The organism is Promicromonospora sp. MEB111 (assembly GCF_030209445.1).
Lineage (GTDB): Bacteria > Actinomycetota > Actinomycetes > Actinomycetales > Cellulomonadaceae > Promicromonospora.
Map to the genome: position 1 here is coordinate 79,889 of NZ_JARVSD010000011.1, position 25,849 is coordinate 105,737.

The window sequence follows — 25,849 nt, forward strand, 5'->3', positions numbered from 1 at the left end:
GCGGGATGTCCGGCATGTCCCGACTTGGACCATCCTCGAGTCCTCGTCGACGGCGCGCCGGCGTGTGGGAAACCTACAAAGGCTGTCAGTTCTCGATGAGGGCAAGCCAGGTGCGCGGTCCTGCGATGTAGTCCGGGCCGGCCTTGGTGCCGGTGCCGGTCTTGGCCTGGAACTTGCCGAGCAACTGCCGGGTGACCTTGCCGGCGATGCCGTCCGGCCGGCCGCTCGTGCCGACGAGGCCGCGAGGCCCGTACCCATGGGCGAGTAGCAGCCCTTGCAGCTTCGCGACGTCCTCACCCTTGACGGGCTTGGTAGCGGCCTTGGTCAGATCGAGCGTGCGCATGTCGTAGTCCTCCTGTGCGGGGGCGGTGGGGGTAGGGGTGGCCGGCGACGCCTTGCCGGCGGCGAGGTCGTCCAGGTGGGCGTACAGGTGGTCGCCGGGGCACGCGGTGTCCTTGTAGTCCCGGTGGCCCTTCACGGGCGCGTCTCGTTCCCACAGCTCGCCGCGGCCCTCCGCGATGATCGCGGCGGCCGTGGCCAACGCGGCCGGCGTCGGGGTGTCGTGCTCGAAGTTGCCGACGAAGCACACGGACCGGACGGTGCTGTTGTGGTCGCCGGTGTGCGTGCCGCGCCGGCTGAAGCTCACGCCCTGGTAGGGGCGGCCGGACGGGAACACGAGCACGTTGTAGCTGATGCCGTGGCCGAATCGGGACTGGCCGATGTCCTCGAGCTCGCGCATGTGCTCGCGCTCGTCCTTGGGCGAGGTGCCACCGGCGTGGGTGACGGTGTGGTGGATGGCCACCTCCTCGGCCAGGCCGTAGAGGTCCTTGTCGCCGTCGTCGTGGCGGGCGCCCCACGAGGCGCGGGAGTTGATCGTTGTCATCAGACGGGTTCTCCTGTGTAGGGCAGGTGGGCGGACACGGTCATTTCGTTGGTGCCGAGGTCGTGGGTCACGCGGTCGACGAACATCTCCGTGTCGCCGATCGCCTGGCGGGGTTGCAAGCCGTAGTGCGACACGGTCCGCCAGGTCAGGAAGTAGCCGAGGTTGCGGCGGCGGTGTTCGACGTACTCGGCGTACAGGTCGCGGCGGGCCTCGGGGTGGTCACGCGTGACCGTGGTTGACGTGTCGTAAGCCTTGGCGAGTGCCGGCTTGACGGACGACGACGTGGGGAGCCAGAAATTGCCGTACCGGCGGATCGGAACCTGAACGCTCACCGCGGGGTCCGAGCCGGGGACCGCGATCGTGGTGTATCCAGGGTCGCCTCCGGTGAACTCCACGGTCACCGCGTTCGCGTAGTCGCTTTCGCGTGACCACTCCTCGACGTACGACAGCGCGTCGTCCGGGGCCGGGATACCGACCGGCGCCGCGTCCCACGTCGTGGAGTTCTTCCGGATCGACCACGTACCGTCGGGCTCCTGGAAGAGGATCCGGCCGTCCAGGCTGTTGCAGATGGTCGACAGGTAGTCCCACGCGGGCATGCCGGCTGGCCAGACACGCAGGTGGTCGTCAATCTCGAGGAAGGGCGCGTCGGCGCCGACGCCGTCGCCGTCGGTCCCGAGCGTCTCGATGAGGACGTCGTTGCAGATGCTGCCGAGCGGTCCCGGGCTCGCGAACGCGAGCGACGACATGCGTGCGCCCCAGTCGACAATCAGCGCTTCGTCCGAAGAGACCTGGATCGTGTAGGTGCCTGCTAGGCGGTCCTTACGGATGTGCCGGGCATGAACCTCCCACGTCTGGGTATTGGCGGGATCCTCGACGGCGGACGCCGTGATCCGCACACGGAGCACCGTCCCGGGCAGGTACCCCGACAGGTCTCCGACGTCCATCGGGACGACGATGGTTCCCTGCGTGTAGGGGCTCCAGCCCGCGTCCATGGTGAGCGGGCCCGACTCGATCGGGGCGGACAGGTTGAGGCCGCCGGGGTCGATCGTCGCCGTGACGACGTGGGTTTCTACGGTCATGCGGCTACCTCCTGGACGCCGGACACGCGGACGAGGTAGCGGGACGTGGATACCTTGCGCGGCAGCTCCACGCCGGCCGCGGTGTACGAGAACGCGAGGGCAGGTCGGCGGTACTGGCGCGACACGGAGTTATTCACGGCGCCGGACCACTCGTTGACGAGCGCCGGCGTGTCGGCGGCGCCGCCGTAGAAGAACGGATGCAGCTCGGTGCCGTACTCCACGAGCGCGTCCGCGACACGGAGCGTCGTTGGGCCGCCGCCCGCATAGGTGCCCGACCATGCCATCTGCGGGCGTGCGAACGCCGCGCCAGCAACGGGCGTGAATACGTGGTCCTCGCGGTACCAGGTCGATGCCGGCTCACCGGTGATGATCTCGTCCGGTCCGGATGTACTGGAGATCCCCGCGCCCGCGGCGTTATACCAGGTGCAGTCGTAGCGCTGGACGTTGCCGTTGATCGCCTGCCACCAGTAGGCCGACACCGTGATCGGCTCACCAGGCACGACCGGGATACCGCCCACGCCGGACGCCCCGAAGGGAATCGACATCGGGCTACTCGTGTTGGCCGTGCTCATGGCGTACTCGAAGTAACCGAACCCGTTGGGGCCGCCAGTCGTCGCGTGCGAGAGCGATCCGGTCGAGCCGGCCTGCCCCCAAACCGCGGCCGAGAGGGTCGGGTCCTTGACCAGGTTCTGCCGCTCCCAGTTGTCCAGGCGGACCACGGCGCCGTTCAGGTGCATCGCATGGACGGCGTCGGCCGTCGCGCCGTCCTTGCACAGCAGCTCGAGCGTGCCGGCCACGCCGGCCGAGTTGCGCCGCGTCAGGCTCGGCAGACCGCCACCGATCGGGAAGTGGAGAACGCTGTTGTTGGGCCTCGCCAGCGCGCTTGTGTCAAGTACGGAGTCGATGGCGACGACCGTCGAACCGCTCGTAAGAGTCCCCATCAGACGGCCGCCTGTCCGTAGCGCACCTGGACGGTGAGAGCAGGCAGCCGGATGCCGGCCACGGTGTTGTAGATGTTGTTGATGGACCGCTGGCTCACCACAGCCTCTACGTTGACCTTGGACGACCGGTCGCGGGCGGCGCTGTTGATCCGGGCGTTCGCCTGTCCGGAGTTGTCCGAAATATCGATCCTCTTCTTTAGGTCTTGTCCGCCGAGCCGGTTGAAGCGGCTCATTTGGTCGCTCGCCTCTTCGATCTGCTCACGCCGGCGGCGCAGCGCGTCGGTGGCGTCGGTGTTGGTCTTGTTGAGGATCTGACCCTCGGCGGTGAGCAAGCCGCCGTTGTTGTTGATCTGGTCGCCGACGCCGCCCAGAGCCTTGTCCCAATCGAGCGTGCCGCGCACGAACTGGTCGGTCACCTCGCTCACGCTCTGCCCCGTGGCCGCCGCGACCGCTGCGAGCTGCTCATAGTTGATGAGCGCGTCGTCCGCGCCGGCGGCGATCTTCTCGATTTCCTCGAGCACGTATTGGTCGGACAGGAACTTGGATTGCGATTCGAGCATGTCCGAGTACATGCCCTCGATAGCCTCGGACGACTTGTCGGCCTCTTCCTGGAACGCGGACGACAGCCAGCCCAGGGCGCCGGCGCCGACGATGCCGGCGATGAGGCCGGCAGGCCCGAACGCGGCACCGGCGTTGGCTACCACCTCTTGGAAACCCTCTGCGATGGACCCGCTCGAGCCGTCGAACGAGGCGGCTACCTCGCGGCCGGTGTCCGCGGCTTCGTCCTTGATGCCCTGCATGCCCTCGCCGGCCTTGCGCAGGTCGTCGTCCAGGCCGGACGCGCCGTCGCCGGCGTTGCGTGCCGCCGAGCGCAGATCCTTCAAGGCGCTGGTGACCTGGTCGATGTCGGACGGGCCGCGGGCGGCGATCCGCTCGAGCGCGTCCAGCGTCCCGTCCCGCAGCTCGAGGCCGGCCTCTTCCGCGGCGCTCTTGAACCGGCCCAGGGCAGTGGGCAGGTCGGTGCCGGTCTCGTCGGCGAGGGCCTGCAGCTCGCGCGCCAGTGACGCGAACTCGCTCTTGGTCGGGCGGGCCTGGTTCTCCGCGGCCTTGAGGCCGGCCTCGACCTTTTCGCCGAGCGTCTCGCCGGACGTGGCGACGTCGTCCAGCGTCCTACCGAGGTCGGCGACGCCGGCTGTGTCGGCCTGCGCTACGACGTCGATCTTGACGGGCATCTACTTCCCCTCCCACGCCTCGTGGATGGTGCGGACCACGGTCTGGACGTACAGCGCGACGATCCGCGGCATGACGCTGCGGAACGCCGGGTGCACGACGCGGCCCTTGCGGATCGGGCCGGGTAGCTGGTTCTGTGTGCGGCGCCGGACACGGACGGACTGCCCGCGCCGGCGCTCCGTGTACGTCTCGAACGTCTTGTTTGGGTCGCCGAACTCGACTGCCGACGAGATGTCCGCGGGGATCATCGGCGACGTGCCGGCCTGCAACGTGATCCGGGTTGACGTCGCACCGATCCTCACGCCACGGAAAACGGCTCTGTCCAGGCGCGTCCGGGTTTGTCCGGTGATGGTGTCTTGAGTCCAGATCCGCGGGACGACGTCGCGCAGGTTCCGAGCGGTCTGGTTCTTCACCGTGCGGTCTACCGCCTTGAGCGCGGTAGCGGCGGCCGTCACCTCGCGAACACCCTCGACCCGGACACGTGCCATGTCAGGCGCCGGCGGCGACGGGGGTAGGACGACCGTCGATAGGCAGAGACACGGTGGCGGTCGCCACGGCACCCTTAGCGCCGCCGACGACGACGGGGACCACGAGCACCGTCCCCGTGTATCCCTTGCCGGTCGTGCCCGTTGGGCGCACCTCGAACGGCACCTTCGTCCCGATCTTCGTCGGGTCGTTCAGGAACGACTGCAACGAACCGGGCGTGGACTGGTCCTGGGCAAGGACCAGGTCGAGCGTCCACGTGTCGCCGGCGAGGTCGGAGATGGCCGCGCCGCCAAAGCCGTTCCACACAACAACGGCCGCGGTCGGGGTCACGGCAGCGGTCGAGCACGACTTGTCGTACTCGACGCCGTCCAGCTCGATGTGCGGGTTCTTCATCACGAGCGGCACGAGGGCCAGGGTCTGTGTCATGAGGGCTGCTGCCTTTCGGTGAGCGAGTAGGCGTTGATCTTGTAGGCGTGGAACACGCCGACGGTGGTCCGCTCGACGCTGTCCCAGCCGAGGTACTCGTGTGCGTCCAGCGCGGCCAGGACGTGTGGGGCGGCGGCCTCGAGCAGGTCCTCCCGCTTGTCGGGGGCGAGGTCGGTCCCGACGAGCACGTAGACGGCGCATGGGACGCGCCAGTAGACGAGCGGCATGGTCGGCTCGGGGTTGATGCCCTGCGGTGCGAGAACCACGGTCACGTGCGGCACGGCGTCCGGGTCGTCCGGGTACGGCTGCAGGGTGTAGCCGTCCGGTAGGACGTCGGGCGCCTGCAGCGCGTCGCGGATCAGCGCGCGGGCTTCCATCATCGCGGGCCCCTCCTGACAGCTCGTCGCGGACGGAGTAGCTGCTTGACCTGCCAGTCCATCGGGAACACGGTGACCTGGACACCGTCGAACCCTTGGGCATCGGCGGAGCTGGTGACGCCGGCGCGGATGCGGGCGCGGGCCTGCAGCGCCTGTGCCCGGGCGAACCGGACTGGCACGGGCGGCGGCGCGGGCTCCTCGGGGTCCGGTTCTGTCCAGGCTCGCCGGTTGTTGTCCAGCGGGCCGTACAGCACGCACTCTTCGTACGCGGCGCCCAACGCGTCGGCGAGGCCCTCCGGCTCGGCGTTGGCCGCCCAGGACGTGGACGCCACGAGGGCGTCCACGTCCACCCAACCGATCACCTCGCCGGGCGTGGGCTCGGACATGTCAGGCGCCCGTGGTGACCGCGACGAGACCGACCTTGGAGTTCTCCATGATCCCGTCGTAGGCGAACGCGGCCTCGGTCATGTTGCCGTGGGCGACGTCCTGCGTAGACACGCGGATCGGCGTCGCGCCGCCGAGCTGGTGCAGCTTGGCCGTGTTCCGGGTGCCGACCCGGACGACGCCGGCGCCCACGGCCGCGTCACCGATGATCTCGATTCCATCGGTGAGACCGGACAGCGCGTTGAGCTGAGCCTGCACGTACTGCGGCGCGCTGTCGCTCGTGAGAAACAGCCAGTCGTCGTACAGGTCCTCGCCGAAGATCGCGAACGTGGCCTTGCCGGCCTTGAGAGTGCGCTTGAGGTGCCGCACGCCGCGCACGAGCTTGAACAGCGCCTCGGGCACCGTGGCCGGGATGCTGGCCGCCGGGATGACCAGGGGCGACGCGTTGGCCGCGGTGGTCAGGTAGGTGCGCACCTTGGCGTCGGTGTCCTGCGCGTAGTCGTCGTTCACGGCGCGCCAGAACGCGGCCCAGAACTCGGGCGAGGGGAAGTCCACGTGCACGCGGTCCACGTTCCAGCCGCCGGCCCAGCGGTCGGCGTTCTTCTCCTTCATGCCGGCCGTGACGGCCGACGACGGAACCTCGGCGCCGTTGCCGGCGTAGGTGCCGCCCTGAGGCTTGGCGGTGAGCGTGAACCCCTGCATCTTCATGCTGGTGAGCGGCGCACTGCCGATCAGCGGCGTGTACTCGGGCTCGTAGTCGACGCCGTCCCACAGCTCGCCGAGCCACTGCGGCTGGTGCACGACGTCGAACACGCCGGCCTGCGTCACCTGCGTCAGGGCGGCGACGAGCGCCGGCGTGCCCTCCTCGGCGGACGTGCCGAGCAGCGTGAAAACTTCGTTGGCGGTCAAGACGTCGGGCTTGGCGTCCTCGACGCGCGGCTTGACGCCCTGGAAGGTCGGGCGCTTGGCGGGGCGCTTGTTGCTGGCGGTCATGGTTGCCTCTCCGGTGTCTGTGGTCTCGGGCGCGTCCCCCGCGTCCGTGGTCTGGGTGGCCGGCTCGTCGCCGGCGTCGTCGTCCTCGTCGTCCTGGTCCTCGTCGTCGTCCTCGTCCTGGTCGTCCAGCTCGCCGGTGTCGGCCGCGGTGAGCAGCGACGACGGGTAGGCCGGCTTGACGACGTGGCCGAACCCGATCAGCTCGCCGGCGAGCAGCTCGCCGGCGCGGATCGCGGGGTTCTCGAGCTCGACGGAGACGCCGGGGCGGGCGCCGGCCAGGGCCTCGGCGAGCAGCTCGTCGCCGGCCGGCGTGGGCAGCGCGTTCGCGGTGAGCAGCAGCCCCTCGGCGTCCTCGGTGATGGTCTCGGCGCGGGACAGCCGGCGGTCCTGGTCGTGCTGGTAGTTGCCGAACAGGGTGGTCACGTCGGCCGGCAGCTTGATCGAACCGCGGCGGGCGGTCACGATGCCCTTGCTCGTCCGGCCGGGCTCGCCGTACTTCACGAGTCGGTAGGTCAGGGTGCGGTCCTCGGCGGACGCGGTGAGCAGCGTCCCCGAAACCTTGAGGGTGTTCGTCACGGGTCAGTCCTCCACGGTGGGGCCGGCGCCGTCGTCGGGCTGCTCGGCGAGGTTGGAAAGGTCGAACGCGATTGAGTGGCCCGGGGCGCAAACGGTGTCCAGGGACAGGTGCGCGGACAGCGCCATCGCCCATACCCACTGGACGAGGTCGCGGACGTCCGAGCGCCCGCCCTCCTTCGTCTCGTAGGTCAGCGAGGCGGTGACGCCGGAGGCCGAGAGCATGTTCGCCGCGATGGCGGTGTGCCGGCCGACGTCGATCGCCTGGAAGTTGCGGCCCTCGATATACAGCTCGTGGGCGTGCTCGCCCATGGCGTTGAGCGAGTAGCCGAAAGGGGTGAACACGACGGCGCCGTTGGGGTCGGTGCGGGCCTTGACGTAGTCGTCCACGATCCCCTGGGCCTCGGTCATCGCGGCCTTGGACTCCGGGTCGGCCTCGTCGTCGTCGGGCTCGGCAAGTTCGATGTCCTCGTCCTGCTTGATTTCCATCACGGGGATCGCGTTCAAGGCACGCAGCCAGCGGTCCTCCAGCTCGGCGGCGCCGCGGATCGTGCGGCGGCCGGCGACGAGCAGCGGGTCCGTGGGCGAGCGGAACAGGATCACGTCCAGCTCGCCCTGTACCTCGTCGTCGATCGTGACTTCGTCGTTGCTGTTGAAGTCCCATCGGTCCAGCGGGACATGCACGGCGCCTGTGATCGCGGGGATGAACGTCGAGCCGTCGCGGGACTGCCAGCCGTCATCGGGCTCGCTCGAGCGCTCGAGCTTCCAGAGGGACCAGCCCTCAAAGAGCATGTCGTCCAGGGTGTCCGCGGTGCGGAACTGCCACGGCTCCTGACCACCGGTGTTGGTGAGCCACTCCGGCTGCGTGGCCACGGGCACGGGCACTGTGCGCGTCTCGCCGGTGGTCGGGTCGGTCACCGTGTGCGTGGTGCCGTCGTACTCCCTGAGCGGCTGCCCGCTCACTGGGTAGCAGATGAGCCACCGAGCGTTCACTACGGCCGGCACGAGCATTGCCTCTTCACGAGAGACGAGCGTGTGATTCGCGCCGATCGCGTCCGCGTAGACGACGGACTGCAGGTTGGACGTGGTGTGCGGTGTCGCCGGCCGGACGCTCGAGCGACGGGCAAGGCGCGACGAGCCATGCCCGCCGTTCGTCTCGAACCGGCGCATCAGACCAGAGAAGATCCCCACGCCGAGAATGATCCGGAGAACCCTTACATCGGCCGACTCGGATTCATCGCCGGCGTGTCTTGGCCACGTAGCCGGCTGTACGGGCGAGCGTCTCGCCGGGATGGGCGCGCAGCTCGTGGTCGATCGCCAGGGCGCGTGAGCCGCTGCGGTCGCCGGCGATCCATCGGACGCCGCACGTCTTGCAGCCGCCGACAGTGCAGCTCACGGACACGTCGTGGAAGTAGCTCACGCGGCCGGCCTCTCGGTCGTTCGGACGGTGGGACGTGCGCGAGCGGTGCGGGCGCGCCGGGTCGTCTTGTCGAAGTGCCAGAGCGCCAACGCCGCGGCGGTCAACGGGGTGATGCCGTGGGCGGACGCCTTGTGTCCGAACAGGCGCGCTGAGTCGCCGGCGACGTTGCGCCAGTTGGCACCGTCCACGGCCGCGTCCAGGTCCTTCTGTCGGTAGTGCGTGAGGGTGCCGGCGGCGAGCTCGGAGACGAAGCGCTGCGCGGCGCCCTGGGAGTCCTTCATATTCATGGGCGCCAGGCGGACCGGCGGCGTCCGCCGGGTGATGGACTCGGCGGGGTTGGTGTTCTGCCCGATGACGTCGTAGGCGATCTGTGCGCGGGACTGCCGGCCGATGCGGTGGGCCTCGAGCGGGAGCCACGCGACGGACGACCGGTAGGCGAGCACCTCGACGTGCGCGCGGCCGTCCTCGTCGCGCCACGCGCACGCGATGGCTGCGGCCGATGCGTCGGGCGCGACGTCGAACGCCACGGCGACGCGGCGAGGACGGACGGGCATGGTGTCGGCGCCGGCGTTCTTCCACTGCTCGGCGTCGATCGCGGAAACGGCTGCGTCCGCCGGCCACTGTCCGAGGTACTCGCGCTGGAACTCCACCAGCGTCATGTCCTCGAAGTTCTCGCGGATCACCTCGAGCGTGGTCAGGGTGCCGATGCCCGGGTGCGCGGCGAGCCACACGTCCTCTGACGTCGGGTCGGCCTCGAGGGGCGCGGCGTACTCGAGGATGCCCCAGACGCCGGCGCGGCCCTTCTCGAGCGAGCGCCACAGCAGGCCGGACCGGCGCTTGCCTGCGGTGCCGGCGACGACGAGCTGCGCCTCCGGGACGGTGTCCATGGTCGGGTTGATGCCGCCGAGCAGCTCGTCCGCGGCGTCGTCGTCCTCGGTCTCCTGGGCTTCGTCCAGGATGATGAGGTGGTATTCCTCGCCGCGGTACACCTCGGCGTCGGGCGGCAGCACCATGAATACGGAGCCGTTGGCCCACTCGATCCGCTCGCCACCGTTGCTGCGGTAGATCCGGTAGTGGACGTGGTCATTGTCGGTCCGGGTGCAGCCGTCCGGTCGGGTCCGCGACGGGCGTAGGCACGGGTCGTAGCGCTCGAGCTTGACCGCCATCTTGAGGAAGCGGTCGCGGCCCTTCTTGCCGGACTGCGCCGAGAACGCCACGTAGTAGTCGGGGCGGGTCGTGCAGCGGCCGACGGCGAGACCTAGCAGGCCGTCTGTCTTCCCGGACCGGCGCGGCATCGTCTCGGCCGTGCGCCGGTGCCGTGGCAGGCCGTCGGGCTTGACCGCGTTCATGATCCGGCCGAAGCGTTCTTGCTGCGCCGACGGTACGAATCCGAGCAGCGCCGCGCCGTGGATCAGGTCGTCTATCGAGATATCGGCCTTGGCGGGCGCGTTGTGCAGCGGCTTGCAGTAGCGCCGGCCGACCGGGGATTTCAGGTTTGGCAGCTTGGGCGCCGGCGTCTCGGCGGGCCCCCCGTGGGGAGAGAAAGGGAGTGGCCGACTAGCGAGGGCTCCCACGGCCGGTTCAAAACCGGCGAGTGCGAGCTGCTCGAACGCTCGCTTGTGCTCGGTGATCCCCTTCACCATCCTCGGATCCCTCGGTCTCTCTCGGTTGCGCGTGTCAGTGTTGGTGTGCGGTTGGTGCTGATCTGTGTCTTGCTCTGCCGCTTGCTGTTCGTGATGCTGGCGCCCAGCTTCCCGCCGGCGCTGGTGTTGCAGCGTCCGCACTCGGGATGCTGGTTGCTCGGGTCGGTCTCGGACCCGCCGAGCGCACGGTCCTGCAGGTGGCCCACCGTCCAGGTACCCGCGGCGGTGAGCATGCGGCCGCAGCGCCAGCACGGCAGTGGAAGCCGCGGGCGCCAGTAGGCGCGCGCGGCTTCCACCTTCCTGCCTGACCAGGTCACGCCAGGATGAACAGCCGGACGAGCGCGCCGAGCACGACGCCGACGACGGCGCCGGCCACGATGGACAGCGCGACGATCAGCAGCGGGCCGCGCGTCACGCTGGCACCACGTCTCGGACGTCCTCGGCCACCGTCGAGTGCGACAGCCCTACCTCTGCGGCGATGGCGCGCACGGTGTGCCCCTGGGCGCGCAGGTCTCGCGCGCGCTCACGTGCGGCGGCACGGGTTGGCGAGGTGACTCGACGCCGGCCGCGCGGCTTGCGCTGCTCGGCGATCTTGGTGCGGAGCCGCTCGAGCTGCGCGGGCTCGACTAGGTGCAGGTCCGCATTCTCGATTCCCTCGAGCACGGACAGCGGCGAGGGCGCGGCGTCGGGCCGGCCGATCATGCGGGCGGCGATTTCGTGCGTGCCGAGCAGCGAGCCGATCGGGAAGAGGCCGGCGAGGGTCGCGCCCACCATGCCCTCCCATCCCTGCGGACCGTTGGCCCACGCGTGAGCTGCGTTCGCTGCGCTGGACACCAGAGTCCAGAGCGCTACCCACGTCCATGGGCGCGCGGCCGACTCGGCACGGGCACGAGCGGCGAGGGCGCTGTACGTGTAGACGCCGATCGCGCCGTCGATGAACAGCGGGATCAGCGGGGCGAGCGTGAGCGGCACGGCGGCCCACGGAGCGAGCGCGGACAGGCCGGCATACGACAGCGTGAAGCTGATGCCGACGAGCGCGGCCGTGGCGAGCAAAGCGACGGTGAGGGCCGCTCGGGTGTCGGGGTTGAGCAGGGCGGGACGGTGCTGGGACATCAGACCTCCTTGGTTCGACGCCGGCGGGCTCGCGCGGCGGTCAGTGAGATGACGTTGTTGAGGCTGTCGTCATTCGCGACGAGAGCAGGGATGTCTAGGTGAGGCTGCGCGAACCTCTTCCTCCGGGCCGCTTTTCGGGTCGCCTCGACCTTGGCGAGACGCCGGCAGAACGGGCACAAGGGCCGACCGTCGCGCGTAGTGCGCCACGAGTCGTAGCCGTGGTCGCACGTGACGTCACCCGGGCCGGGGCGCGTCACGGGATGAGACCTTGCTTGCGCCACAGCGCGACGTCGCGCGGGGTGCCGCGCCCAGCGGCGCGCATGCCAGCCACGAGCGCGGCACGCGCCCTCTGCGCGCCTGTGAGGCCGGAAGCGTCCCCAGGTCCCTCGGGACCGTCGCCGCGCGCCGTAGGCGCCTCGGGTGAGGGCGGCGCAGCCGCTCCTGAGGGTGCCTGAGAGGCGAGTAGATCCTCTGAGCGGGGAGGCGTGCCGACAGGCCCTCCCGTTAGGGGGGTGGGGTCCCCGCTCAGTGCCACATGTTCTGACCTGGGCTTATGCACCTTTCCGCGCGTTTGGTTCATCAGGCGCGTGCGGGTGTACTTGGTCTTGATCGACCGGATGCGCTCGAGCGTCTCGGCGCGGTAGGCGCGGGTCGCCTCGTCGTTGATCGGGCGGGCGAGCATGACCAGCTCGACAAGGCGCCGTTTCACGATGCGGAACCAGCCGGGCCGGCCCTCGCGGCGCGATGCGGACTCGATCGTGATTCCACCGCGCGTCCACTCGATCACGCCGAGGTCCTCGAGCAGGTGCAGGCAGCGTGACGTCCACTTGAGGGACAGGCCGGCGCGCGTGGCGACGTCGTAGGCGGTCGCCTTGCCGGCGCCGGAGCCGTACGGCAGAGCGGCCACGAGGGCGTGCAGCGTCGAGCGCACGCCCTGCATGGACCGGCCCTGCAGCTCACCCCAACCGGCGTTGGACAGCGATACGACGAGGTCGAACGTCCGGTGGCCGGCGGACGGCGCGGGGCGCGGGGTATCCCACGGCTTGCCGTAGGTCCGGCGCGGTTTCGTGCGGGTCACGCGAGTTCCTCGCAGGCGGGCTCGTCCTCGAGGTAGACCGACGTCGGTACGTCTGCGGGCGCGCGGCCGAACCGCTCGCGGTAGGCGGCGACGTAGCGGCGGCCACGGGCGAGCTGCTGCAGCGACAGGACGGGGCGCCCCGGCATGTAGCCGTTCACGCGGCGGACCCAACGGCGGCGTCCATGGCGGCGTCCCACGTCTCGTACCACGTGTAGTCGAAGTCACCGCGCGCGCATACCCACGGCTCGGCGAGCATCTCGCCGTACGGGGGCGGCGTCTTGAACACGAACGGCTTGTCATCCGGGTTGGAACCCACCGGCGCAACCGGGGCGGCCACGGGGGCGCCGGCGGGGGTCTTGGGGGCGGTCACGAAGCGGCGCCGGTGAGCACGCGGCGAGCGGCGGCAACGCGCTCGACCATGGGGCGGGGGTACAGGATCGCGCGGCCCTCGGTGCCCGTGGGGGTCAGGACGCCGCGCTTTGCCCAGCGCGCCACGGTGGCGATGTTGACGCCGATGATGCCGGCGGCCTCACCCGCCGTGACTGTCTCTTCGTGTTCCATGAGGGGAGCATGTATCAATGCAACATCGCGACGCAAGTCGGCTCACGGGTGAATAGTGGGTGACGGCGCGCATCGCCGCTATTCCTTGCTATGCCGCAAGATGCGTGGAAGCATGACGGCATGAGCATTCAGACGGCCGGTGGCGTGGTCCCGGAATTCGACATGGCAGACCGGATGCGCAAGTCGCTCCGGGTCGCAGACGTGTCCGTGCAGTCGATGGCGGACTACCTCGAGGTGGAGCGGAACACCATCTCGCGATGGATCAACGGCCACGTGACGCCGAACACCGCCACGCTGCGGCTCTGGGCGATGCGTACCGGAGTGGACTACACGTGGCTCCGAAACGGCGAAGAGCCCCAGCCGGAAATGGCTGGGGCTCCTCTTCGTGGGCTCCCGCGGTTGGACTTGAACCAACGACCGTCCGATTAACAGTCGGATGCTCTGCCAGCTGAGCTACGCGGGATCGCGTTCGCCCGTCCCGTGCACCGGGTGGGCGACCGGTGAAAACTCTAACAGGTTCCCGGGGGTAGTCCCGACTCATATCTGATCTGCGCGGGAGCGGCGTCGATCACACCGCGCAGCCGCCGCGCGCATGTCACGGTCTACCCAGTCATGGGGCCCGGAATCACCCTGATTCCGGGCCCCATGACTGGGTAGACCATGACTTCCGCACCGGCCCCGCACCGCCGCCGCCCGCCCGCTCACACCGGACGACCAGGCCTCACCGCCCCACCATCCCCATCCCGGCCTCGTTGTACCGGTCACCCTCCACACCGACTCGCGCGGCCAGCCCGTTCAGGTCGGCCACGTCGTCGGCCGAGAGAGCCACCGCGGCAGCGCCCACATTCTCCGAGACCCGCGCGATGCGCCGCGTCCCCGGGATCGGCACGATCCACGGCTGCTGAGCCAGCAGCCACGCGAGCGCCACCTGGCCGGGCGTCGCGCCCTGGGCCTCCGCGAGGGCGCGCACGTGGTCCACGAGCACCTGGTTCGCCGACCGGTTCGACTCCGTGAACCGCGGGATCGACGCCCGCATGTCGTCGGCGGAGAACGACGTCGTCGCGTCGACCGCACCCGTGAGGAACCCACGCCCGAGCGGGCTGAACGGCACGAACCCGATGCCGAGCTCGGCGAGCGTGGGCAGCACCTCCGGCTCGGGGTCGCGGGTCCACAGCGAGTACTCGCTCTGCACCGCGGTGACCGGGTGCACCGCGTGCGCGCGCCGGATCGTGGCCGGGCTCGCCTCCGACAGCCCGAAGTGCCGCACCTTGCCGGCGTCGACCAGCTCCTTGACCGTGCCGGCCACGTCCTCGATCGGCACGTCGGGGTCCACACGGTGCTGGTAGAAGAGGTCGATCACGTCGGTGCGCAGGCGTCGCAGGGACGCGTCGGCGACGGCGCGGATGTGCTCGGGCCGGCTGTTCAGGCCCACCGTGGCGCCGTCCTCGATGCGCCAGCCGAACTTGGTGGCGATCACCACCTGGTCGCGCACCGGCTCCAGCGCCTCGCCGACCAGCTCCTCGTTGACGTACGGCCCGTACACCTCGGCGGTGTCCACGAGGGTGACGCCCCGCTCCACGGCGCCCCGCAGCACGCCGATCATCTCCTCGCGCGTGCCCGGGTTGGGGCCGTAGCCCTCCGACATCCCCATGGCGCCCAGTCCGATCGCGGAGACTTCCAGACCCTGGCCGAGCGTTCGCTGATGCATCGTGACAGTCTCCTTCGCAGTGGGTTCGCGGTCTCACGCTAGACCCGCGGCCCAGGACCAGGACGAGGACCCGGACCGGCGGCACCAGGCCAAGGGGGTCTGCCGTTACCGGTCACGCCAGGGACTCCCGGGCGATGCCAGCGTGTTGCACCGTGAGACGGCCGGCCGTGCCCTGCGGTCGGCGCAGGCGGCGCCCGGGGGCGCCCGGAAGGAGCAGCGATGAGCTGGACCGAGCAGGAGCTGAAGACGGTCGACGGCACCGACGAGCTACAGGTCTCGTCCTACCGGCCGGACGGGACCCTGCGCCCGTTCGTGATCATCTGGACGGCGCGGCTGGGCGACGACGTCTACGTCCGCTCCGCCTACGGCCCGGACAACGGGTGGTTCCGTCGCGCGAAGGCCTCGGGCACCGGCCGGGTCCGGGTGGGCGGCGTCGAGCGCGACGTCCGCTTCGAGGTCCCGGACGACGGCGTCCACGCGCCGCTCGACGACGTCTACCGCGCCAAGTACGCCAAGTACGAGAAGCGCATCGTCGACACCGTGGTCGGCCCGGCGGTCGTGGGGACGACGTTGCGCGTGGTCCCGCAGGACTGAACGGCACGCAGGACTGAGCAGGCTCAGGCCGGCAGCCCCGCCGCGCTGCGCACCCGGGCCTCGGCGGCGTCGATCGCCTCCGCGGTCGCGGGGTCCGCGAGGTCGACGTCGCTGCCGCCGATCACCTGGGAGAACAGCTCGCCGTCGACCCGGCGCCGGACCGCCACGCGGGCGGACCGCCCGCCCGGCAGCCTGACCGGTTCCGCCAGGACCACGGACCACTGCACCCGCTCGCGCAGCACCTGGGGCAGCACGGTGCGGCGGCCGTCGAGCGGGAGCGGCGTCGGCTCGTCGCCGTCCACCCAGTGCACCCGGATCACGTTGGAGTCGGTGTCGTAGGTCGCCCGGTCCACGTCGGCCCACTCCCGGTGCACGACGACGGACGGGGCGCCCCGCGACTCCGCGTCGCCCTGGCCGGTGGCTGCCTCGGGCGCGGAGATCAGCAGGAGCTCGGCGCGCGTGGCGAACGCCCACGCCTCGCCCGTGGACGTGACCAGCGCGGCCCGGGCCAGCACCGCGTCGGTGCGGTGCGAGCGGACGGCGCGGCGGACGGCCTGCTGCGGGCGGTGTGCGAACCAGGTGCGGAACCCCATGGGCCCCACGTTAGTGGGGACCGACGGGCAGACCGCGCAGCCGGCGCGCAATCGCGCCAAGGTGGCACAGTTCACCCCCTGATCGGTCGGCGGGTACCTCCCGGGTGCCGTAGGTTCTGGCCTCGTGACCTTGACGAACGCCGCGCCGCCCGCCGAACCGACGGACGCGAAGGCCGACGGATCGGCAAGAGAGCGGCGGGAGGCGAAGGCCCGCCGCCGGCGCGCCCTGCGGATCTCCCTCGCCGCGACGATCGTGGTGGTCGTGCTGCTCGGCCTGGCCGGGCTCGCCTGGTACCTGGTCTCGGACGTCGAGGACCTCGGCGACCAGAACGTCGTCGCCACGCAGCTCCTGGCCACCTCTTCGGGGCGGGTCGCCGACCCGGGGACCCGGGTGGCGCTGTCGGCCCAGATCGCGGAGGCCGACGACCTGCTGGACGAGCCGTTCCTCACGCGGCTCACCCTGGGCACGGCGGACTCCTCCGCGTCCCTCGCCGCGGCCTCCGACGCCGTGCGGGCCTCGATGGTGGACCTCGCCCGCAGCGAGGTCACCTCGGCCCGCGAGAGCTTCGCGGGCGCGGGCAAGCGCGCCGAGAAGATCTACGCGGCCACGGAGGGCAAGGGGGTCGACGACGACGTCCGCTCCCGGCTGCGGGAGGCCCTGGACTCGGGCACCGCGGTCGACGACGCCGCGAACGCCACCCTCGCCGGGACCGACCTGGCCGACCTGGGGCAGGCCGAGCACGACCTGACCACGAGCCGCTCCGTCATCACCATGGCCACGGAGGCGCTGACCACCGCGCAGGACGCCGTCACCTGCCCCGCACCCGACCAGGTCTGGGACCCGGACAGCGGGCTCCTGCCGGACGAGGCGCTGGCGCCCATCCCGTGGGCGCCCGACTTCGTCGTGCGGGCGGACGTGCTGGACGGGCTGATCGCGCTGGACGCCGCCTACCAGGCCGAGTTCGGCCAGCACCTGACGATCAACTCGGCCTACCGCTCGTACGCCTCGCAGGAGGAGCTGTACGACCCGTCCTCGCCGATCGCCGCCCCGCCCGGCTGCTCCAACCACGGCCTCGGGCTCGCGGTCGACATCGGCGGCGGCGTCGAGACGTTCGACACCGTGCAGTACACCTGGCTCAAGGCCAACGCCGGGGATCACGGCTGGACCCACCCGGCGTTCGCGGAGCCGGACGGGCGGGTGCCGGAGCCGTGGCACTGGCAGTCGGTGCTCGCGCGCGAGAACTGACGGGCGGCACCCGCGCCGGTGCGTTTTGACCGCGTTGTCTTTTTCGTCGTGCGAGTGAACTCGAACCGGGTGAGGGTCGAGAGAACGCGGCGCGACCCAGCGCCCGCGCGTGGAAGGAGATAGACATGCCCGGCTGGCTCATCCTCATCCTGATCGGCGTGGCCCTCGTGATCCTCGGTGTCGCCACCGAGATCGGTCAGTTCCTCATCTGGATCGGCGTGATCGTCCTCGTGGCGAGCCTGATCATCGGCCTGGTCGGCCGCAGGCGCGTCTGACGCCCGACGAACCGCTCGACCTCCCGCCGGTCCGGCGCCCGCTGCAGGGGCGCCGGACCGGCGGACCGTCCGGTCAGCGGCCGCCCCCCGCGGCGAGCCGCATGAGGTCGGTCGTGAAGTCGACGTCCGCGGCCGACCGCTCGGCCCGCGTCGCGTTGCCCGAGAACTGGTGCTGGTACCCGTCCCAGGCGGTGTCGGCGATCTCCCGGCCCACGCCGCTGCGCAGCAGCAGCGCGAGCTCGGTGGACGCGCGCGCGATCCGCTTGCCGAGGTCGGGGGAGCCCCAGTCCTCCGGCGTCGCGTACACGGACGTGGGCACCGGCATCGCGCGCAGGAAGGCGAAGAGCGGGCGGAGCTGCTCGTCGGGCACCATGGCGTGCCGGGCGCTGCCGCCGGTCGCGGCGAGGATCACGGGCTTGGCCACGAGCAGGTCGTTGTCCAGCACGTCGGCGAACGACTTGAACAGGCCGCTGATCCCGGCCTTGTAGACCGGGGTGGCGGCGATGACGCCGTCCGCCGCGCCGAGCCGCGTGATGGCGCGCTTCAGGTCCTCGCCGGGGAACCCGGAGACGACGGCGCGGGCGATGTCGACGGCGAGCGGACCGAGGTCGAGCACGCTCGCCGTCGCGGGCACCCCGGCGTCCCGGAGCGCGTCGATCGTCTTCTGCGCGATGCGGTCGGTCAGCAGCCGGGTCGACGACTGCTCGCTGACGCCGGCGCTGACCACCACGAGGTCGAGCGGGGTGGTGCTCATGGGTGACTCCCTTCGAGCAGTGCGGTGCTGAGGTCCCGGAGCGTCTCGAGCTGGCTCCGGTCGAGGGCCCGGGTCATGGCGCGGGTGATGTGGCGGGCGTGCTCGGCGCCTACCTGGCGCTGGACGGCCTCGCCCTCCGCGGTCAGGCGCAGGCGGCAGGCGCGGCCGTCGTCGGGGTCGTCCCCGCGGACGACGAGCCCGCGCTGCTCCAGGCGGGCCACGAGGCGGGACACGCCCGCCTGGGTGAGCAGCACGTCGTCGATCAGGTCGGTGATGCGCAGGCCGTCCGGGGCGGTGGACAGGGCGTAGAGCACCCCGTACTCGCGGGGCAGCAGGTCGCCCCAGATGTCCGCCGCCTCGAACTCGCGGGCGATCGTGGCCTGGGCGCGGAAGAGCGCCTCCCAGGCCTCGTTCGCGAGCCGTGCGGTGCCGGCCACCGTCACACCACCGCCGGGAAGTGCGCCTGCACGTCCGCGTCGGTGTCCTGGTATGGCGAGGCGCCCGAGAGGTTGTCGCCGCGGTTCGGGTTGGGCCGCGGCTGGCGGGGTTCGGCGTCGCCATACTTGGCGGTCACCAGGCTCGCGTGCGTGGGCGCGTCGGGGACGCCGGGGGCACGGCGGGACGCCAGCTCCTTGCGCAGCACCGGGACCACCTCGGTGCCCAGCAGCTCCACCTGCTCCAGCGCCACCTCGACGGGCAGCCCCAGGCCGTCCATCGCGAAGAGCTGGCGCTGGTAGTCGCCGAAGCCCTCCTGGAAGGTCAGGGTCTTGTCGATGATCTCCTGCGGGCTGCCGACGCTCAGCGGGGTGTCGCGCATGTAGTCCTCGAGCTTCATGCCGCGGAACAGCGCGTAGTTCTCGAAGTAGGGGCGGAACGTGCTCACCGCGTCCTGCGACCGCTTGGCGATGAACGCCTGGCCGCCGAGCCCGACGATCGCCTGGTCGGCGCGGCCGTGGCCGTAGTGCTCGAACCGCTGCCGGTAGAAGTCGACGAGCGGCTTGAAGTGGAAGTTGGGCGCCAGCACGTTGTTCGCGAAGTACCCGTTGCCGTAGTAGGCGGCCTGCTCGGCGATCTCCGGGGTGCGGATCGAACCGTGCCAGACGAACGGCGGCACGTCGTCGAGCGGGCGGGGCGTGGCGGTGAAGCCCTGCAGCGGCGTGCGGTACTGGCCCTCCCAGTCCACGACGTCGTTGCGCCAGAGCTGGTGCAGCAGGTTGTAGTTCTCCAGGGCGAGGCCCACGCCGTCGCGGATCTTCTTGCCGAACCACGGGTAGACCGGCGCGGTGTTCCCGCGCCCGACCATGAGGTCGAGCCGGCCCTTGGCGAGGTGCTGGAGCATCGCGTAGTCCTCGGCGATCTTCACCGGGTCGTTGGTGGTCATGAGGGTGACCGACGTGCTCAGCACGATGTTCTTCGTCAGCGCGGCGATGTGCCCCAGCAGGGTGGGCGGGGACGAGGGGATGAAGGGCGGGTTGTGGTGCTCGCCGATGGCGAAGACGTCCAGGCCCACCTCGTCCGCGCGCTGCGCGATGCGCACGAGGTTGCTGATGCGCTCCGCCTCGCTCTGGGTGCGGCCGGTGACCGGGTCGGGCGCGACGTCGCCGACGCTGAAGATTCCGAACTGCATGGGTTCGCCTTTCCGAGCGTGACCTCGATGGATCGCATGACTGGTCATGCATTGTGGTCAACAGCATGACTGGTCATGTATTCCCGGGCGCTTCGCAGTGCGCCGAGGCCAGGGGGTTGCCATCCGAGAAACCGGTTACTAGGATCTGGGAAACCGGTTACCCGTATTCACCCGCTGCGCGCACCACAGCAATGTCCCGCATTCAACGACGAACGTGAGGCAATGAGATGAGACGACCAAGAGCTGTCCAGATCCTCTCGGCGGTGGCCGCGACGGCCCTCGCGGTCGCGATCGGGGTGACCGCCCAGTCCGTCCCGGACGCCGCGGCCGCCACCGGCTCGGCCACGGGCTACGCGACCCAGAACGGCGGCACCACCGGCGGCGCCGGCGGCCAGACCGTCCGGGCCACGACGGGGACGGCGATCCACACGGCACTGTGCAGCCGCGCCAGCAGCAGCACCCCGATCATCATCGAGGTGTCCGGCACCATCAACCACGGCAACACCAGCCAGGTCTCGGGCGACAGCTGCAGCACGGCCGACGACGTGATCGAGCTCAAGCAGATCAGCAACGTGACGATCGTCGGCGTCGGCAGCGGTGCCGTCTTCGACCAGATCGGCATCCACATCCGCGAGTCCAGCAACATCATCATCCAGAACGTGACCGTCCAGAACGTGAAGAAGTCGGGCTCACCGACGTCGAACGGCGGCGACGCGATCGGCATGGAGAGCGGCGTCCGCAACGTCTGGGCCGACCACCTCACCCTGCTGGCCTCGGGTGGTGAGTCGGAGGGCTACGACGGCCTCTTCGACATGAAGAACGACACCAAGTACGTGACCCTCTCGTACAGCATCCTGCGCAACTCCGAGCGCGGCGGGCTCATCGGGTCCAGCGAGAGCGACCTGTCCAACGGGTTCGTCACGTTCCACCACAACCTGTACCAGAACCTCAACTCCCGCACCCCGCTGCTGCGCGGCGGCATCGCCCACATCTACAACAACCACTACGTGGGGCTGGTGGAGTCGGGCATCAACTCGCGGGCCGGGGCCAAGGCGAAGGTGGACAACAACTACTTCGAGGACTCCAAGGACGTGCTCGGCACGTTCTACACCGACCAGGCCGGCTACTGGCAGGTCGCGGGCAACGTCTTCGACGGCGTCACGTGGTCGAGCCCGGGCGAGGACAACAACCCGGCGGGCCCCAACCCGACGTCGAACACGTCCGTGAGCATCCCCTACTCCTACCCGCTGGACGCGGCGAGCTGCGTGCCGGCGGTCGTCGCCGAGACGGCGGGGGCGAACACCGGGCTGCAGGTCTCGGACGGCAGCTGCACGCCGACCGACCCCACGGACCCGCCGACGGACCCGACGGACCCGACCGATCCGCCGACCGACCCGACCGACCCGCCGACGGAGCCGCCGGCCGGGACCAACCTGAGCCTCGGCGCCGGCGCCGACGGCTCCAGCAAGGCGAGCGGCACCAGCTACGGCAACGTGCTCGACGGCAGCACGACCACCTACTGGTCCCCGGCGAGCGCGACCGGGCGCGTCTCGGTCAAGTGGGGGTCCGCGACCACGGTGTCGTCGATCAACGTCCGTGAGGCGTCCGGCGCCGTCGGGAACATCGGGTCGTGGCGCGTGGTGAACAACGACAACGGCGCGGTGCTGGCCACGGGCAGCGGCGCCGGCGTCATCAGCTTCGCGACCACCTCGCTGAGCAAGATCAACTTTGAGATCACCTCGTCGTCGGCCACGCCACGGATCGCCGAGCTGGAGACGTACGCGGGCACGGCGGGCAGCGGGGAGGAACCGGGTGGCGAGGAGCCCGGCGGCGAGGACCCCGGTGAGGAGCCGACGGCGGACGCGCTCTACGTGGCGCCCGGCGGCAGCTCCGGTGCCGCGGGCACCGAGTCGGACCCGACCACCCTGGCCTCCGCGATCGGCCGGATCGCGGCCGGCGGCACCATCTACGCGCGCGGCGGCACCTACAACCTGTCGCAGACGGTCGACATCCCGCCGGGCAACAGCGGCACCTCGGGCAACCGCACCGAGCTGTTCGCCTACCCGGGCGAGACCCCCGTGCTGAACTTCTCGGCGCAGAGCGAGGACCCCGCCAACCGGGGCATCGCGATCGGCGGCGACTGGTGGCACCTGCGCGGCATCGTCGTCGAGCACGCGGGCGACAACGGGATCATGCTCGGTGGCGACAACAACGTGATCGAGCGGGTGGTGACCCGGTTCAACCGCGACTCGGGCCTCCAGATCTCCCGGTACACCGCCGGGGCGCCGAGCAGCGAGTGGCCGTCGAACAACCTCGTGGTGTCGACGGAGTCGCACGACAACGCCGACTCCGACGGCGAGGACGCCGACGGGTTCGCGCCCAAGCTCACCGTGGGCTCGGGCAACGTCTTCCGGTACACCGTGTCCCACAACAACATCGACGACGGCTGGGACCTCTACACCAAGGACGACACCGGCCCCATCGGGGCGGTGACCATCGAGGACTCCCTCTCGTACGAGAACGGCACGCTGTCCGACGGCTCGCAGGCCGGCAACGGCGACCGCAACGGCTACAAGCTCGGCGGCGAGGACATCTCGGTCAACCACGTCGTGCGGCGCAACATCGCGTTCGACAACGGCAAGCACGGCTTCGGGTACAACCGGAACCTGGGGTCGCTGACCGTCTCGAACAACCTGAGCATCGGCAGCGCGGAGCGGAACTTCAACTTCGACGGCGGCTCGTCGACGTTCCGCGACAACACGTCCTGCGACAGCGGGTCCAACGACCGCATCATCGGCACCGACGCGGGCGGCAACCAGTGGTGGTCCGGCTCGAACGGGTCCCGGTGCGCGCAGTACTCGGGAGCCCTGGACTGGTCGTTCGCCTCGGACGGGCGGCTCGTCGTGACGATCGGGGGGACCACCGTCAACCTGTGATCGCGCCGGCCCGAGGGGCCGGTGCCTGAGACGAACGCCCTGGGGAGTGCGGCGATACCTCCCCAGGGCGTTCCTCGTCGCTCCTCGGGTTTTCGGGCTCAGCCCAGCAGGGACCGCAGGACGGTCGCGGCGCCGTCGTCGTCGATCGATCCCGTGCTGTACGACGCGGCCGCGAGGACGAACGGCGGGGCGTGCCCCATGGCTACGTCGTACGCGGCCCACCGGAACATCTCGACGTCGTTCTCGCCGTCGCCGATCGCGACCGTCCGGCTCGCCTCGACGCCCAGCTCCATGCGCACCTTCTCCAGCGCGGAGGCCTTGGAGATCCCGGGCGGGGTGACGTCGACCCAGTCGAGCCGGGTGGCGATCGCGGTCAGGCCCCGTGCGATCAGCGCGGGCACCATCGTGTAGGCGCCGGGACCGTGCAGGACGATCCGGGGCGTCGGGTTGACCAGGAACTCGCCGATCGGCGCCTGGCGCTGGGGGCCGTTGAGCTCGTGGTCGGGGAACGGGGCGCTGACGCGCCAGCCCGCGCCGACGATCTCCGCGGCGATCCGCACGGCCGGCGCCTCCTTGAGCGCGACGTCGATCACCAGGACGGCGTCCACGGTGTGCTCGTCGACCACCTGGTAGTGCTCGCCGAGCAGGTGCGCGGTCACCGCGCCGTTGCTCGAGACGATCCACACGTCCCGGAGGCCGAGCTGCAGGGCGGCGGAGACCGCGCCCAGCACGGAGCGACCGGTGGCGAGGACGACGTGATGGCCGGCCCCGAGGACCTCGCGCATCGCGGCCCGGACGGCCGACGTCGGCGGGTGCCCCGTGCGCAGGAGGGTCCCGTCGATGTCGCACGCGATCATCAGCCGGGTGGCGAAGCTCGCGTCCGGCGCCGGGGTGGGGGGCCTGGTCGTCATGTCCTGGAGATTATTGACGCTGTCGCGCCCGGACGTGGAGCCGACACGGCGAGCTGACCACTGGCCAGGCCCGACCGCCTGCCAGTTCTGGTGCCCCGTACAGGACTTGAACCTGTGACCGAGAGATTATGAGTCTCCTGCTCTGACCAGCTGAGCTAACGGGGCGCGCGGCACAAGCCGCGCAAGGATCCTACTGCTTCGGGCAGTCGGCGCAGGTGAGGACCCACTCGGCGGGACGGCGTCCGCCTCGGTACGCTCGAGAGCGAGCGACGGGTGGCACGGCCGGGGGCTGCCGACCCGCCCCGTGAGCCAAGGACGGCGACATGGTTACCGAACCGGGCGAGGGCACCGAGGCCGTGACCGCACGGAGCCGCCGGCTGATGCTGCTGCTGGCGGCGGCCATGTTCGTGCTCGTGGTCGACACCTCGCTGATGAACGTGTCGATCTCCGCCGTCATCCGGGACCTGGACACCACGGCCGGGGGAGTGCAGTCGGCCATCGCCCTCGAAGCGCTGGTCTCGGCCGCGTTCATCCTGATCAACAGCAAGGTCGGCGACCTGATCGGGCGCAAGCGCGCGTACGTGCTGGGGCTGCTGGCCTACGCGACCGGGGCGCTGGCCATGACGCTCGCGCAGAGCCTCACGGCGATCGTCGTCTTCTGGGCGATCATCGGCGGGCTCGGGGCCTCGCTGCTCCTGCCGGCGATGCAGTCGCTGATCCACGGCAACTTCGAGGGCGGGGCCCAGAAGCAGGCGTACGCGATGGTCGGCGCGGCGGCCGCCATCGCCGCCGCCGTCGGCCCGCTGCTGGGCGGGTTCGTCACCACCTACCTGTCGTGGCGGGTCGGGTTCGGCCTGGAGGCCGTCATCATCGCCGTCATCCTGAGCCAGATCCGGCTGGTGCGCGACGTGCCCTACACGGGCTCCCGCCAGGTCGACGTCGTCGGTGCGGTCCTGTCCGTGATCGGCATGGGCGGCGTGGTGCTCGGCATCCTGGTCTGGCAGGAGGGCGGCGAGCTCGTCGGCGTGCTCATCCTGGTCGGGCTCGTGGCGCTGGTGGCGCTCGCCCGCTGGCTCGTGCGCCGCGAGCGCGAGCGCAAGGTGCCGCTGCTCGACCCCGACCTGTTCCGCCACCCCACCTTCACCACCGGGGTGACCGGGCAGATGCTCCAGCAGATCACCCTGGGCGGAGCCATGATCGCCCTGCCCCTGTTCCTGCAGATGACCCTCGAGTACAACGCCCTCCAGGCGGGCCTCGCCCTGACCCCGTTGTCGCTGACGATGTTCGCCGCGGCGCTCGTGGCCGGGCGCCGGGGCGGCAACCGGCGTCCGGCCGCGATCATCCGCACCGGGCTCCTGCTGGCTTTTCTCGGGATCGCCGTCATCATCCCGTTCGTGCCCCGCGTGGACAGCGGCTGGTACCTCGTCCTCCCGCTCGCGATCACGGGCTGCGGGCTGGGCCTGCTGGTCTCGCAGCTCAACAACTACACCCTCGCCCCGATCGAGGAGGAACGCGTCAGCGAGGCCGCCGGCGTCAACTCGGCCGCCGGGTCCTTCGGCCTCTCCTTCGGGCTCGCCATGTCGGGCGGCATCCTGCTCGCCGCCCTCGCCCTCGGCTTCAACCAGCTCACCGCGGACAACCCAGTCATCCCCGAGGCCGAGCAGCAGCAGATCGCCGCCGCGCTCGAGACCGACGCCGAGGTCATGAGCAACACCGCGCTCGCCGAGCAGATCACCGGACAGCCCCCGGCCGTCGAGGCCGAGGTCCTCGCCATCAACGACGAGGCCCGCAACCGCTCCCTCCAGGTGGCCCTGCTCATCCCGCTGCTGGCGAGCCTCGTCGGGCTCGGCAACTCCTTCCGCATGCTGCGGCTGCCCGACCACAAGCCGTCGTCCTCACTCGACGGGACCGACCTCGGCTGAACCCGCCGCGGCCCCGGCCCGGGCCCGGTCAGCGCGAAATGTCCTGGCGCGCGCCCGACGTCCGCCCGTAGGTTCTGCGAGCCACACCACCAACAC

At 70.6% G+C, this 25,849-nt stretch carries 29 protein-coding genes and 2 tRNA genes; 6 read left to right on the plus strand and 25 right to left on the minus strand.

Annotation, left to right across the window (positions count from 1 at the left end):
• Positions 1-85: 85 nt before the first annotated feature.
• The 17 genes from QRN56_RS13155 to QRN56_RS13235 all read right to left on the minus strand — a co-directional run bounded on the left by QRN56_RS13155 (position 86) and on the right by QRN56_RS13235 (position 13,187).
• The gene (locus tag QRN56_RS13155) at positions 86-883 is read right to left on the minus strand and encodes a peptidoglycan recognition protein family protein (protein WP_285103897.1); all 798 of its coding nucleotides are present in this window, start codon (positions 881-883) and stop codon (positions 86-88) included.
• Positions 883-1,962: a hypothetical protein gene (locus QRN56_RS13160; protein ID WP_285103899.1), complete on the minus strand. Its 1,080-nt coding sequence runs from the start codon at positions 1,960-1,962 to the stop codon at positions 883-885. Before QRN56_RS13160 ends, QRN56_RS13155 begins: the two co-directional genes overlap by 1 nt.
• The gene (locus tag QRN56_RS13165; RefSeq protein ID WP_285103901.1) at positions 1,959-2,903 is read right to left on the minus strand and encodes a hypothetical protein; all 945 of its coding nucleotides are present in this window, start codon (positions 2,901-2,903) and stop codon (positions 1,959-1,961) included. Before QRN56_RS13165 ends, QRN56_RS13160 begins: the two co-directional genes overlap by 4 nt.
• The gene (locus QRN56_RS13170) at positions 2,903-4,135 is read right to left on the minus strand and encodes a hypothetical protein (RefSeq protein WP_285103903.1); all 1,233 of its coding nucleotides are present in this window, start codon (positions 4,133-4,135) and stop codon (positions 2,903-2,905) included. The genes QRN56_RS13165 and QRN56_RS13170 overlap by 1 nt, the downstream gene beginning before the upstream one ends.
• Entirely contained in the window at positions 4,136-4,588 is a 453-nt protein-coding gene (locus QRN56_RS13175) for a hypothetical protein (RefSeq protein ID WP_285103906.1), read from the minus strand.
• A gap of 34 nt (positions 4,589-4,622) precedes the next feature.
• Positions 4,623-5,045 carry a hypothetical protein gene (locus tag QRN56_RS13180; protein WP_285103907.1) on the minus strand — a complete coding sequence of 141 codons (423 nt, stop codon included), beginning with the start codon at positions 5,043-5,045 and terminating at the stop codon, positions 4,623-4,625.
• Positions 5,042-5,425 carry a hypothetical protein gene (locus QRN56_RS13185; protein ID WP_285103908.1) on the minus strand — a complete coding sequence of 128 codons (384 nt, stop codon included), beginning with the start codon at positions 5,423-5,425 and terminating at the stop codon, positions 5,042-5,044. The genes QRN56_RS13180 and QRN56_RS13185 overlap by 4 nt, the downstream gene beginning before the upstream one ends.
• Positions 5,422-5,808 carry a hypothetical protein gene (locus tag QRN56_RS13190; protein ID WP_285103910.1) on the minus strand — a complete coding sequence of 129 codons (387 nt, stop codon included), beginning with the start codon at positions 5,806-5,808 and terminating at the stop codon, positions 5,422-5,424. The genes QRN56_RS13185 and QRN56_RS13190 overlap by 4 nt, the downstream gene beginning before the upstream one ends.
• A 1-nt stretch (position 5,809) precedes the next feature.
• On the minus strand, positions 5,810-7,375 hold the full coding sequence (locus QRN56_RS13195; RefSeq protein ID WP_285103912.1) for an HK97 family phage prohead protease: 1,566 nt from the start codon (positions 7,373-7,375) through the stop codon (positions 5,810-5,812).
• A gap of 3 nt (positions 7,376-7,378) precedes the next feature.
• Positions 7,379-8,335, minus strand: coding sequence for a hypothetical protein (locus QRN56_RS13200; RefSeq protein WP_285103914.1), 957 nt, complete (start codon positions 8,333-8,335; stop codon positions 7,379-7,381).
• Between the two features lie 271 nt (positions 8,336-8,606).
• Positions 8,607-8,792 carry a hypothetical protein gene (locus QRN56_RS13205; protein ID WP_285103916.1) on the minus strand — a complete coding sequence of 62 codons (186 nt, stop codon included), beginning with the start codon at positions 8,790-8,792 and terminating at the stop codon, positions 8,607-8,609.
• Positions 8,789-10,576, minus strand: coding sequence for a terminase large subunit domain-containing protein (locus QRN56_RS13210; RefSeq protein WP_285103918.1), 1,788 nt, complete (start codon positions 10,574-10,576; stop codon positions 8,789-8,791). Before QRN56_RS13210 ends, QRN56_RS13205 begins: the two co-directional genes overlap by 4 nt.
• A 270-nt stretch (positions 10,577-10,846) precedes the next feature.
• Positions 10,847-11,548: a DUF2637 domain-containing protein gene (locus QRN56_RS13215; RefSeq protein WP_285103920.1), complete on the minus strand. Its 702-nt coding sequence runs from the start codon at positions 11,546-11,548 to the stop codon at positions 10,847-10,849.
• A 253-nt stretch (positions 11,549-11,801) separates the two neighbouring features.
• Positions 11,802-12,626 (minus strand): hypothetical protein, encoded by an 825-nt coding sequence (locus QRN56_RS13220; protein ID WP_285103922.1) that lies wholly within the window; start codon positions 12,624-12,626, stop codon positions 11,802-11,804.
• Positions 12,623-12,784, minus strand: a complete 162-nt coding sequence (locus tag QRN56_RS13225; protein WP_285103924.1) for a ubiquitin family protein — start codon at positions 12,782-12,784, stop codon at positions 12,623-12,625. Before QRN56_RS13225 ends, QRN56_RS13220 begins: the two co-directional genes overlap by 4 nt.
• On the minus strand, positions 12,781-12,996 hold the full coding sequence (locus QRN56_RS13230) for a hypothetical protein (protein WP_285103926.1): 216 nt from the start codon (positions 12,994-12,996) through the stop codon (positions 12,781-12,783). The genes QRN56_RS13225 and QRN56_RS13230 overlap by 4 nt, the downstream gene beginning before the upstream one ends.
• Positions 12,993-13,187, minus strand: coding sequence for a MerR family transcriptional regulator (locus QRN56_RS13235; RefSeq protein WP_285103928.1), 195 nt, complete (start codon positions 13,185-13,187; stop codon positions 12,993-12,995). The genes QRN56_RS13230 and QRN56_RS13235 overlap by 4 nt, the downstream gene beginning before the upstream one ends.
• Positions 13,188-13,361: 174 nt before the next feature.
• Here QRN56_RS13235 and QRN56_RS27635 point away from each other — a divergent pair, with 174 nt between their 5' ends.
• Entirely contained in the window at positions 13,362-13,616 is a 255-nt protein-coding gene (locus QRN56_RS27635) for a helix-turn-helix domain-containing protein (RefSeq protein WP_350224569.1), read from the plus strand.
• Here QRN56_RS27635 and QRN56_RS13240 read toward each other — a convergent pair.
• Positions 13,578-13,650 (minus strand) — tRNA-Asn (locus tag QRN56_RS13240). The genes QRN56_RS27635 and QRN56_RS13240 overlap by 39 nt on opposite strands.
• A 258-nt stretch (positions 13,651-13,908) precedes the next feature.
• Positions 13,909-14,895: an aldo/keto reductase gene (locus tag QRN56_RS13245; protein WP_285103930.1), complete on the minus strand. Its 987-nt coding sequence runs from the start codon at positions 14,893-14,895 to the stop codon at positions 13,909-13,911.
• 219 nt (positions 14,896-15,114) lie between these two features.
• Here QRN56_RS13245 and QRN56_RS13250 point away from each other — a divergent pair, with 219 nt between their 5' ends.
• Positions 15,115-15,489, plus strand: coding sequence for a DUF2255 family protein (locus tag QRN56_RS13250; RefSeq protein ID WP_285103932.1), 375 nt, complete (start codon positions 15,115-15,117; stop codon positions 15,487-15,489).
• Positions 15,490-15,512: 23 nt separating this feature from the next.
• On the opposite strand, the gene QRN56_RS13255 is transcribed toward QRN56_RS13250, so the two are convergent.
• The gene (locus QRN56_RS13255) at positions 15,513-16,082 is read right to left on the minus strand and encodes a hypothetical protein (RefSeq protein ID WP_285103934.1); all 570 of its coding nucleotides are present in this window, start codon (positions 16,080-16,082) and stop codon (positions 15,513-15,515) included.
• 124 nt (positions 16,083-16,206) lie between these two features.
• On the opposite strand from QRN56_RS13255, the gene QRN56_RS13260 reads away from it, so the two are divergent.
• Both QRN56_RS13260 and QRN56_RS13265 read left to right on the plus strand, forming a co-directional pair.
• Positions 16,207-17,328, plus strand: coding sequence for a M15 family metallopeptidase (locus tag QRN56_RS13260; RefSeq protein WP_285103936.1), 1,122 nt, complete (start codon positions 16,207-16,209; stop codon positions 17,326-17,328).
• Positions 17,329-17,453: 125 nt separating this feature from the next.
• On the plus strand, positions 17,454-17,603 hold the full coding sequence (locus QRN56_RS13265) for a hypothetical protein (RefSeq protein ID WP_285103938.1): 150 nt from the start codon (positions 17,454-17,456) through the stop codon (positions 17,601-17,603).
• 73 nt (positions 17,604-17,676) lie between these two features.
• On the opposite strand, the gene QRN56_RS13270 is transcribed toward QRN56_RS13265, so the two are convergent.
• The 3 genes from QRN56_RS13270 to QRN56_RS13280 are packed head-to-tail and all read right to left on the minus strand — an operon-like array spanning position 17,677 to position 19,984.
• Positions 17,677-18,357, minus strand: coding sequence for a CE1759 family FMN reductase (locus QRN56_RS13270; protein WP_285103940.1), 681 nt, complete (start codon positions 18,355-18,357; stop codon positions 17,677-17,679).
• A complete protein-coding gene (locus QRN56_RS13275) occupies positions 18,354-18,794 on the minus strand; it encodes a MarR family winged helix-turn-helix transcriptional regulator (RefSeq protein ID WP_285103942.1) in 441 nt (146 codons plus the stop codon). The genes QRN56_RS13270 and QRN56_RS13275 overlap by 4 nt, the downstream gene beginning before the upstream one ends.
• Positions 18,795-18,796: 2 nt before the next feature.
• Positions 18,797-19,984 (minus strand): CE1758 family FMN-dependent luciferase-like monooxygenase, encoded by a 1,188-nt coding sequence (locus QRN56_RS13280; RefSeq protein WP_285103944.1) that lies wholly within the window; start codon positions 19,982-19,984, stop codon positions 18,797-18,799.
• 227 nt (positions 19,985-20,211) lie between these two features.
• On the opposite strand from QRN56_RS13280, the gene QRN56_RS13285 reads away from it, so the two are divergent.
• The gene (locus QRN56_RS13285; protein WP_285103947.1) at positions 20,212-22,920 is read left to right on the plus strand and encodes a pectate lyase family protein; all 2,709 of its coding nucleotides are present in this window, start codon (positions 20,212-20,214) and stop codon (positions 22,918-22,920) included.
• Positions 22,921-23,018: 98 nt separating this feature from the next.
• Here the strand turns inward: QRN56_RS13285 and QRN56_RS13290 are convergent, their stop codons facing one another.
• Together QRN56_RS13290 and QRN56_RS13295 are read right to left on the minus strand one after the other, a co-directional pair.
• Positions 23,019-23,831: an HAD family hydrolase gene (locus QRN56_RS13290; protein ID WP_285103949.1), complete on the minus strand. Its 813-nt coding sequence runs from the start codon at positions 23,829-23,831 to the stop codon at positions 23,019-23,021.
• An 88-nt stretch (positions 23,832-23,919) separates the two neighbouring features.
• A tRNA-Ile gene (locus tag QRN56_RS13295) sits at positions 23,920-23,996 on the minus strand.
• Between the two features lie 158 nt (positions 23,997-24,154).
• Between QRN56_RS13295 and QRN56_RS13300 the strand changes: the two genes are divergently transcribed.
• On the plus strand, positions 24,155-25,753 hold the full coding sequence (locus QRN56_RS13300) for an MFS transporter (RefSeq protein WP_285103951.1): 1,599 nt from the start codon (positions 24,155-24,157) through the stop codon (positions 25,751-25,753).
• Positions 25,754-25,849 lie beyond the last annotated feature (96 nt).

What these genes read in the sequence shown, in the direction of transcription:
- QRN56_RS13155 (WP_285103897.1), bottom strand. Translation starts at nt 883, where the DNA reads ATGACAACGATCAACTCCCGCGCCTCGTGGGGCGCCCGCCACGACGAC.
- QRN56_RS13160 (WP_285103899.1), bottom strand. Translation starts at nt 1,962, where the DNA reads ATGACCGTAGAAACCCACGTCGTCACGGCGACGATCGACCCCGGCGGC.
- QRN56_RS13165 (WP_285103901.1), bottom strand. Translation starts at nt 2,903, where the DNA reads ATGGGGACTCTTACGAGCGGTTCGACGGTCGTCGCCATCGACTCCGTA.
- QRN56_RS13170 (WP_285103903.1), bottom strand. Translation starts at nt 4,135, where the DNA reads ATGCCCGTCAAGATCGACGTCGTAGCGCAGGCCGACACAGCCGGCGTC.
- QRN56_RS13180 (WP_285103907.1), bottom strand. Translation starts at nt 5,045, where the DNA reads ATGACACAGACCCTGGCCCTCGTGCCGCTCGTGATGAAGAACCCGCAC.
- QRN56_RS13185 (WP_285103908.1), bottom strand. Translation starts at nt 5,425, where the DNA reads ATGATGGAAGCCCGCGCGCTGATCCGCGACGCGCTGCAGGCGCCCGAC.
- QRN56_RS13190 (WP_285103910.1), bottom strand. Translation starts at nt 5,808, where the DNA reads ATGTCCGAGCCCACGCCCGGCGAGGTGATCGGTTGGGTGGACGTGGAC.
- QRN56_RS13215 (WP_285103920.1), bottom strand. Translation starts at nt 11,548, where the DNA reads ATGTCCCAGCACCGTCCCGCCCTGCTCAACCCCGACACCCGAGCGGCC.
- QRN56_RS13235 (WP_285103928.1), bottom strand. Translation starts at nt 13,187, where the DNA reads ATGGAACACGAAGAGACAGTCACGGCGGGTGAGGCCGCCGGCATCATC.
- QRN56_RS27635 (WP_350224569.1), top strand. Translation starts at nt 13,362, where the DNA reads ATGCGCAAGTCGCTCCGGGTCGCAGACGTGTCCGTGCAGTCGATGGCG.
- QRN56_RS13245 (WP_285103930.1), bottom strand. Translation starts at nt 14,895, where the DNA reads ATGCATCAGCGAACGCTCGGCCAGGGTCTGGAAGTCTCCGCGATCGGA.
- QRN56_RS13250 (WP_285103932.1), top strand. Translation starts at nt 15,115, where the DNA reads ATGAGCTGGACCGAGCAGGAGCTGAAGACGGTCGACGGCACCGACGAG.
- QRN56_RS13255 (WP_285103934.1), bottom strand. Translation starts at nt 16,082, where the DNA reads ATGGGGTTCCGCACCTGGTTCGCACACCGCCCGCAGCAGGCCGTCCGC.
- QRN56_RS13265 (WP_285103938.1), top strand. Translation starts at nt 17,454, where the DNA reads ATGCCCGGCTGGCTCATCCTCATCCTGATCGGCGTGGCCCTCGTGATC.
- QRN56_RS13270 (WP_285103940.1), bottom strand. Translation starts at nt 18,357, where the DNA reads ATGAGCACCACCCCGCTCGACCTCGTGGTGGTCAGCGCCGGCGTCAGC.
- QRN56_RS13280 (WP_285103944.1), bottom strand. Translation starts at nt 19,984, where the DNA reads ATGCAGTTCGGAATCTTCAGCGTCGGCGACGTCGCGCCCGACCCGGTC.
- QRN56_RS13285 (WP_285103947.1), top strand. Translation starts at nt 20,212, where the DNA reads ATGAGACGACCAAGAGCTGTCCAGATCCTCTCGGCGGTGGCCGCGACG.
- QRN56_RS13290 (WP_285103949.1), bottom strand. Translation starts at nt 23,831, where the DNA reads ATGACGACCAGGCCCCCCACCCCGGCGCCGGACGCGAGCTTCGCCACC.
- QRN56_RS13300 (WP_285103951.1), top strand. Translation starts at nt 24,155, where the DNA reads ATGGTTACCGAACCGGGCGAGGGCACCGAGGCCGTGACCGCACGGAGC.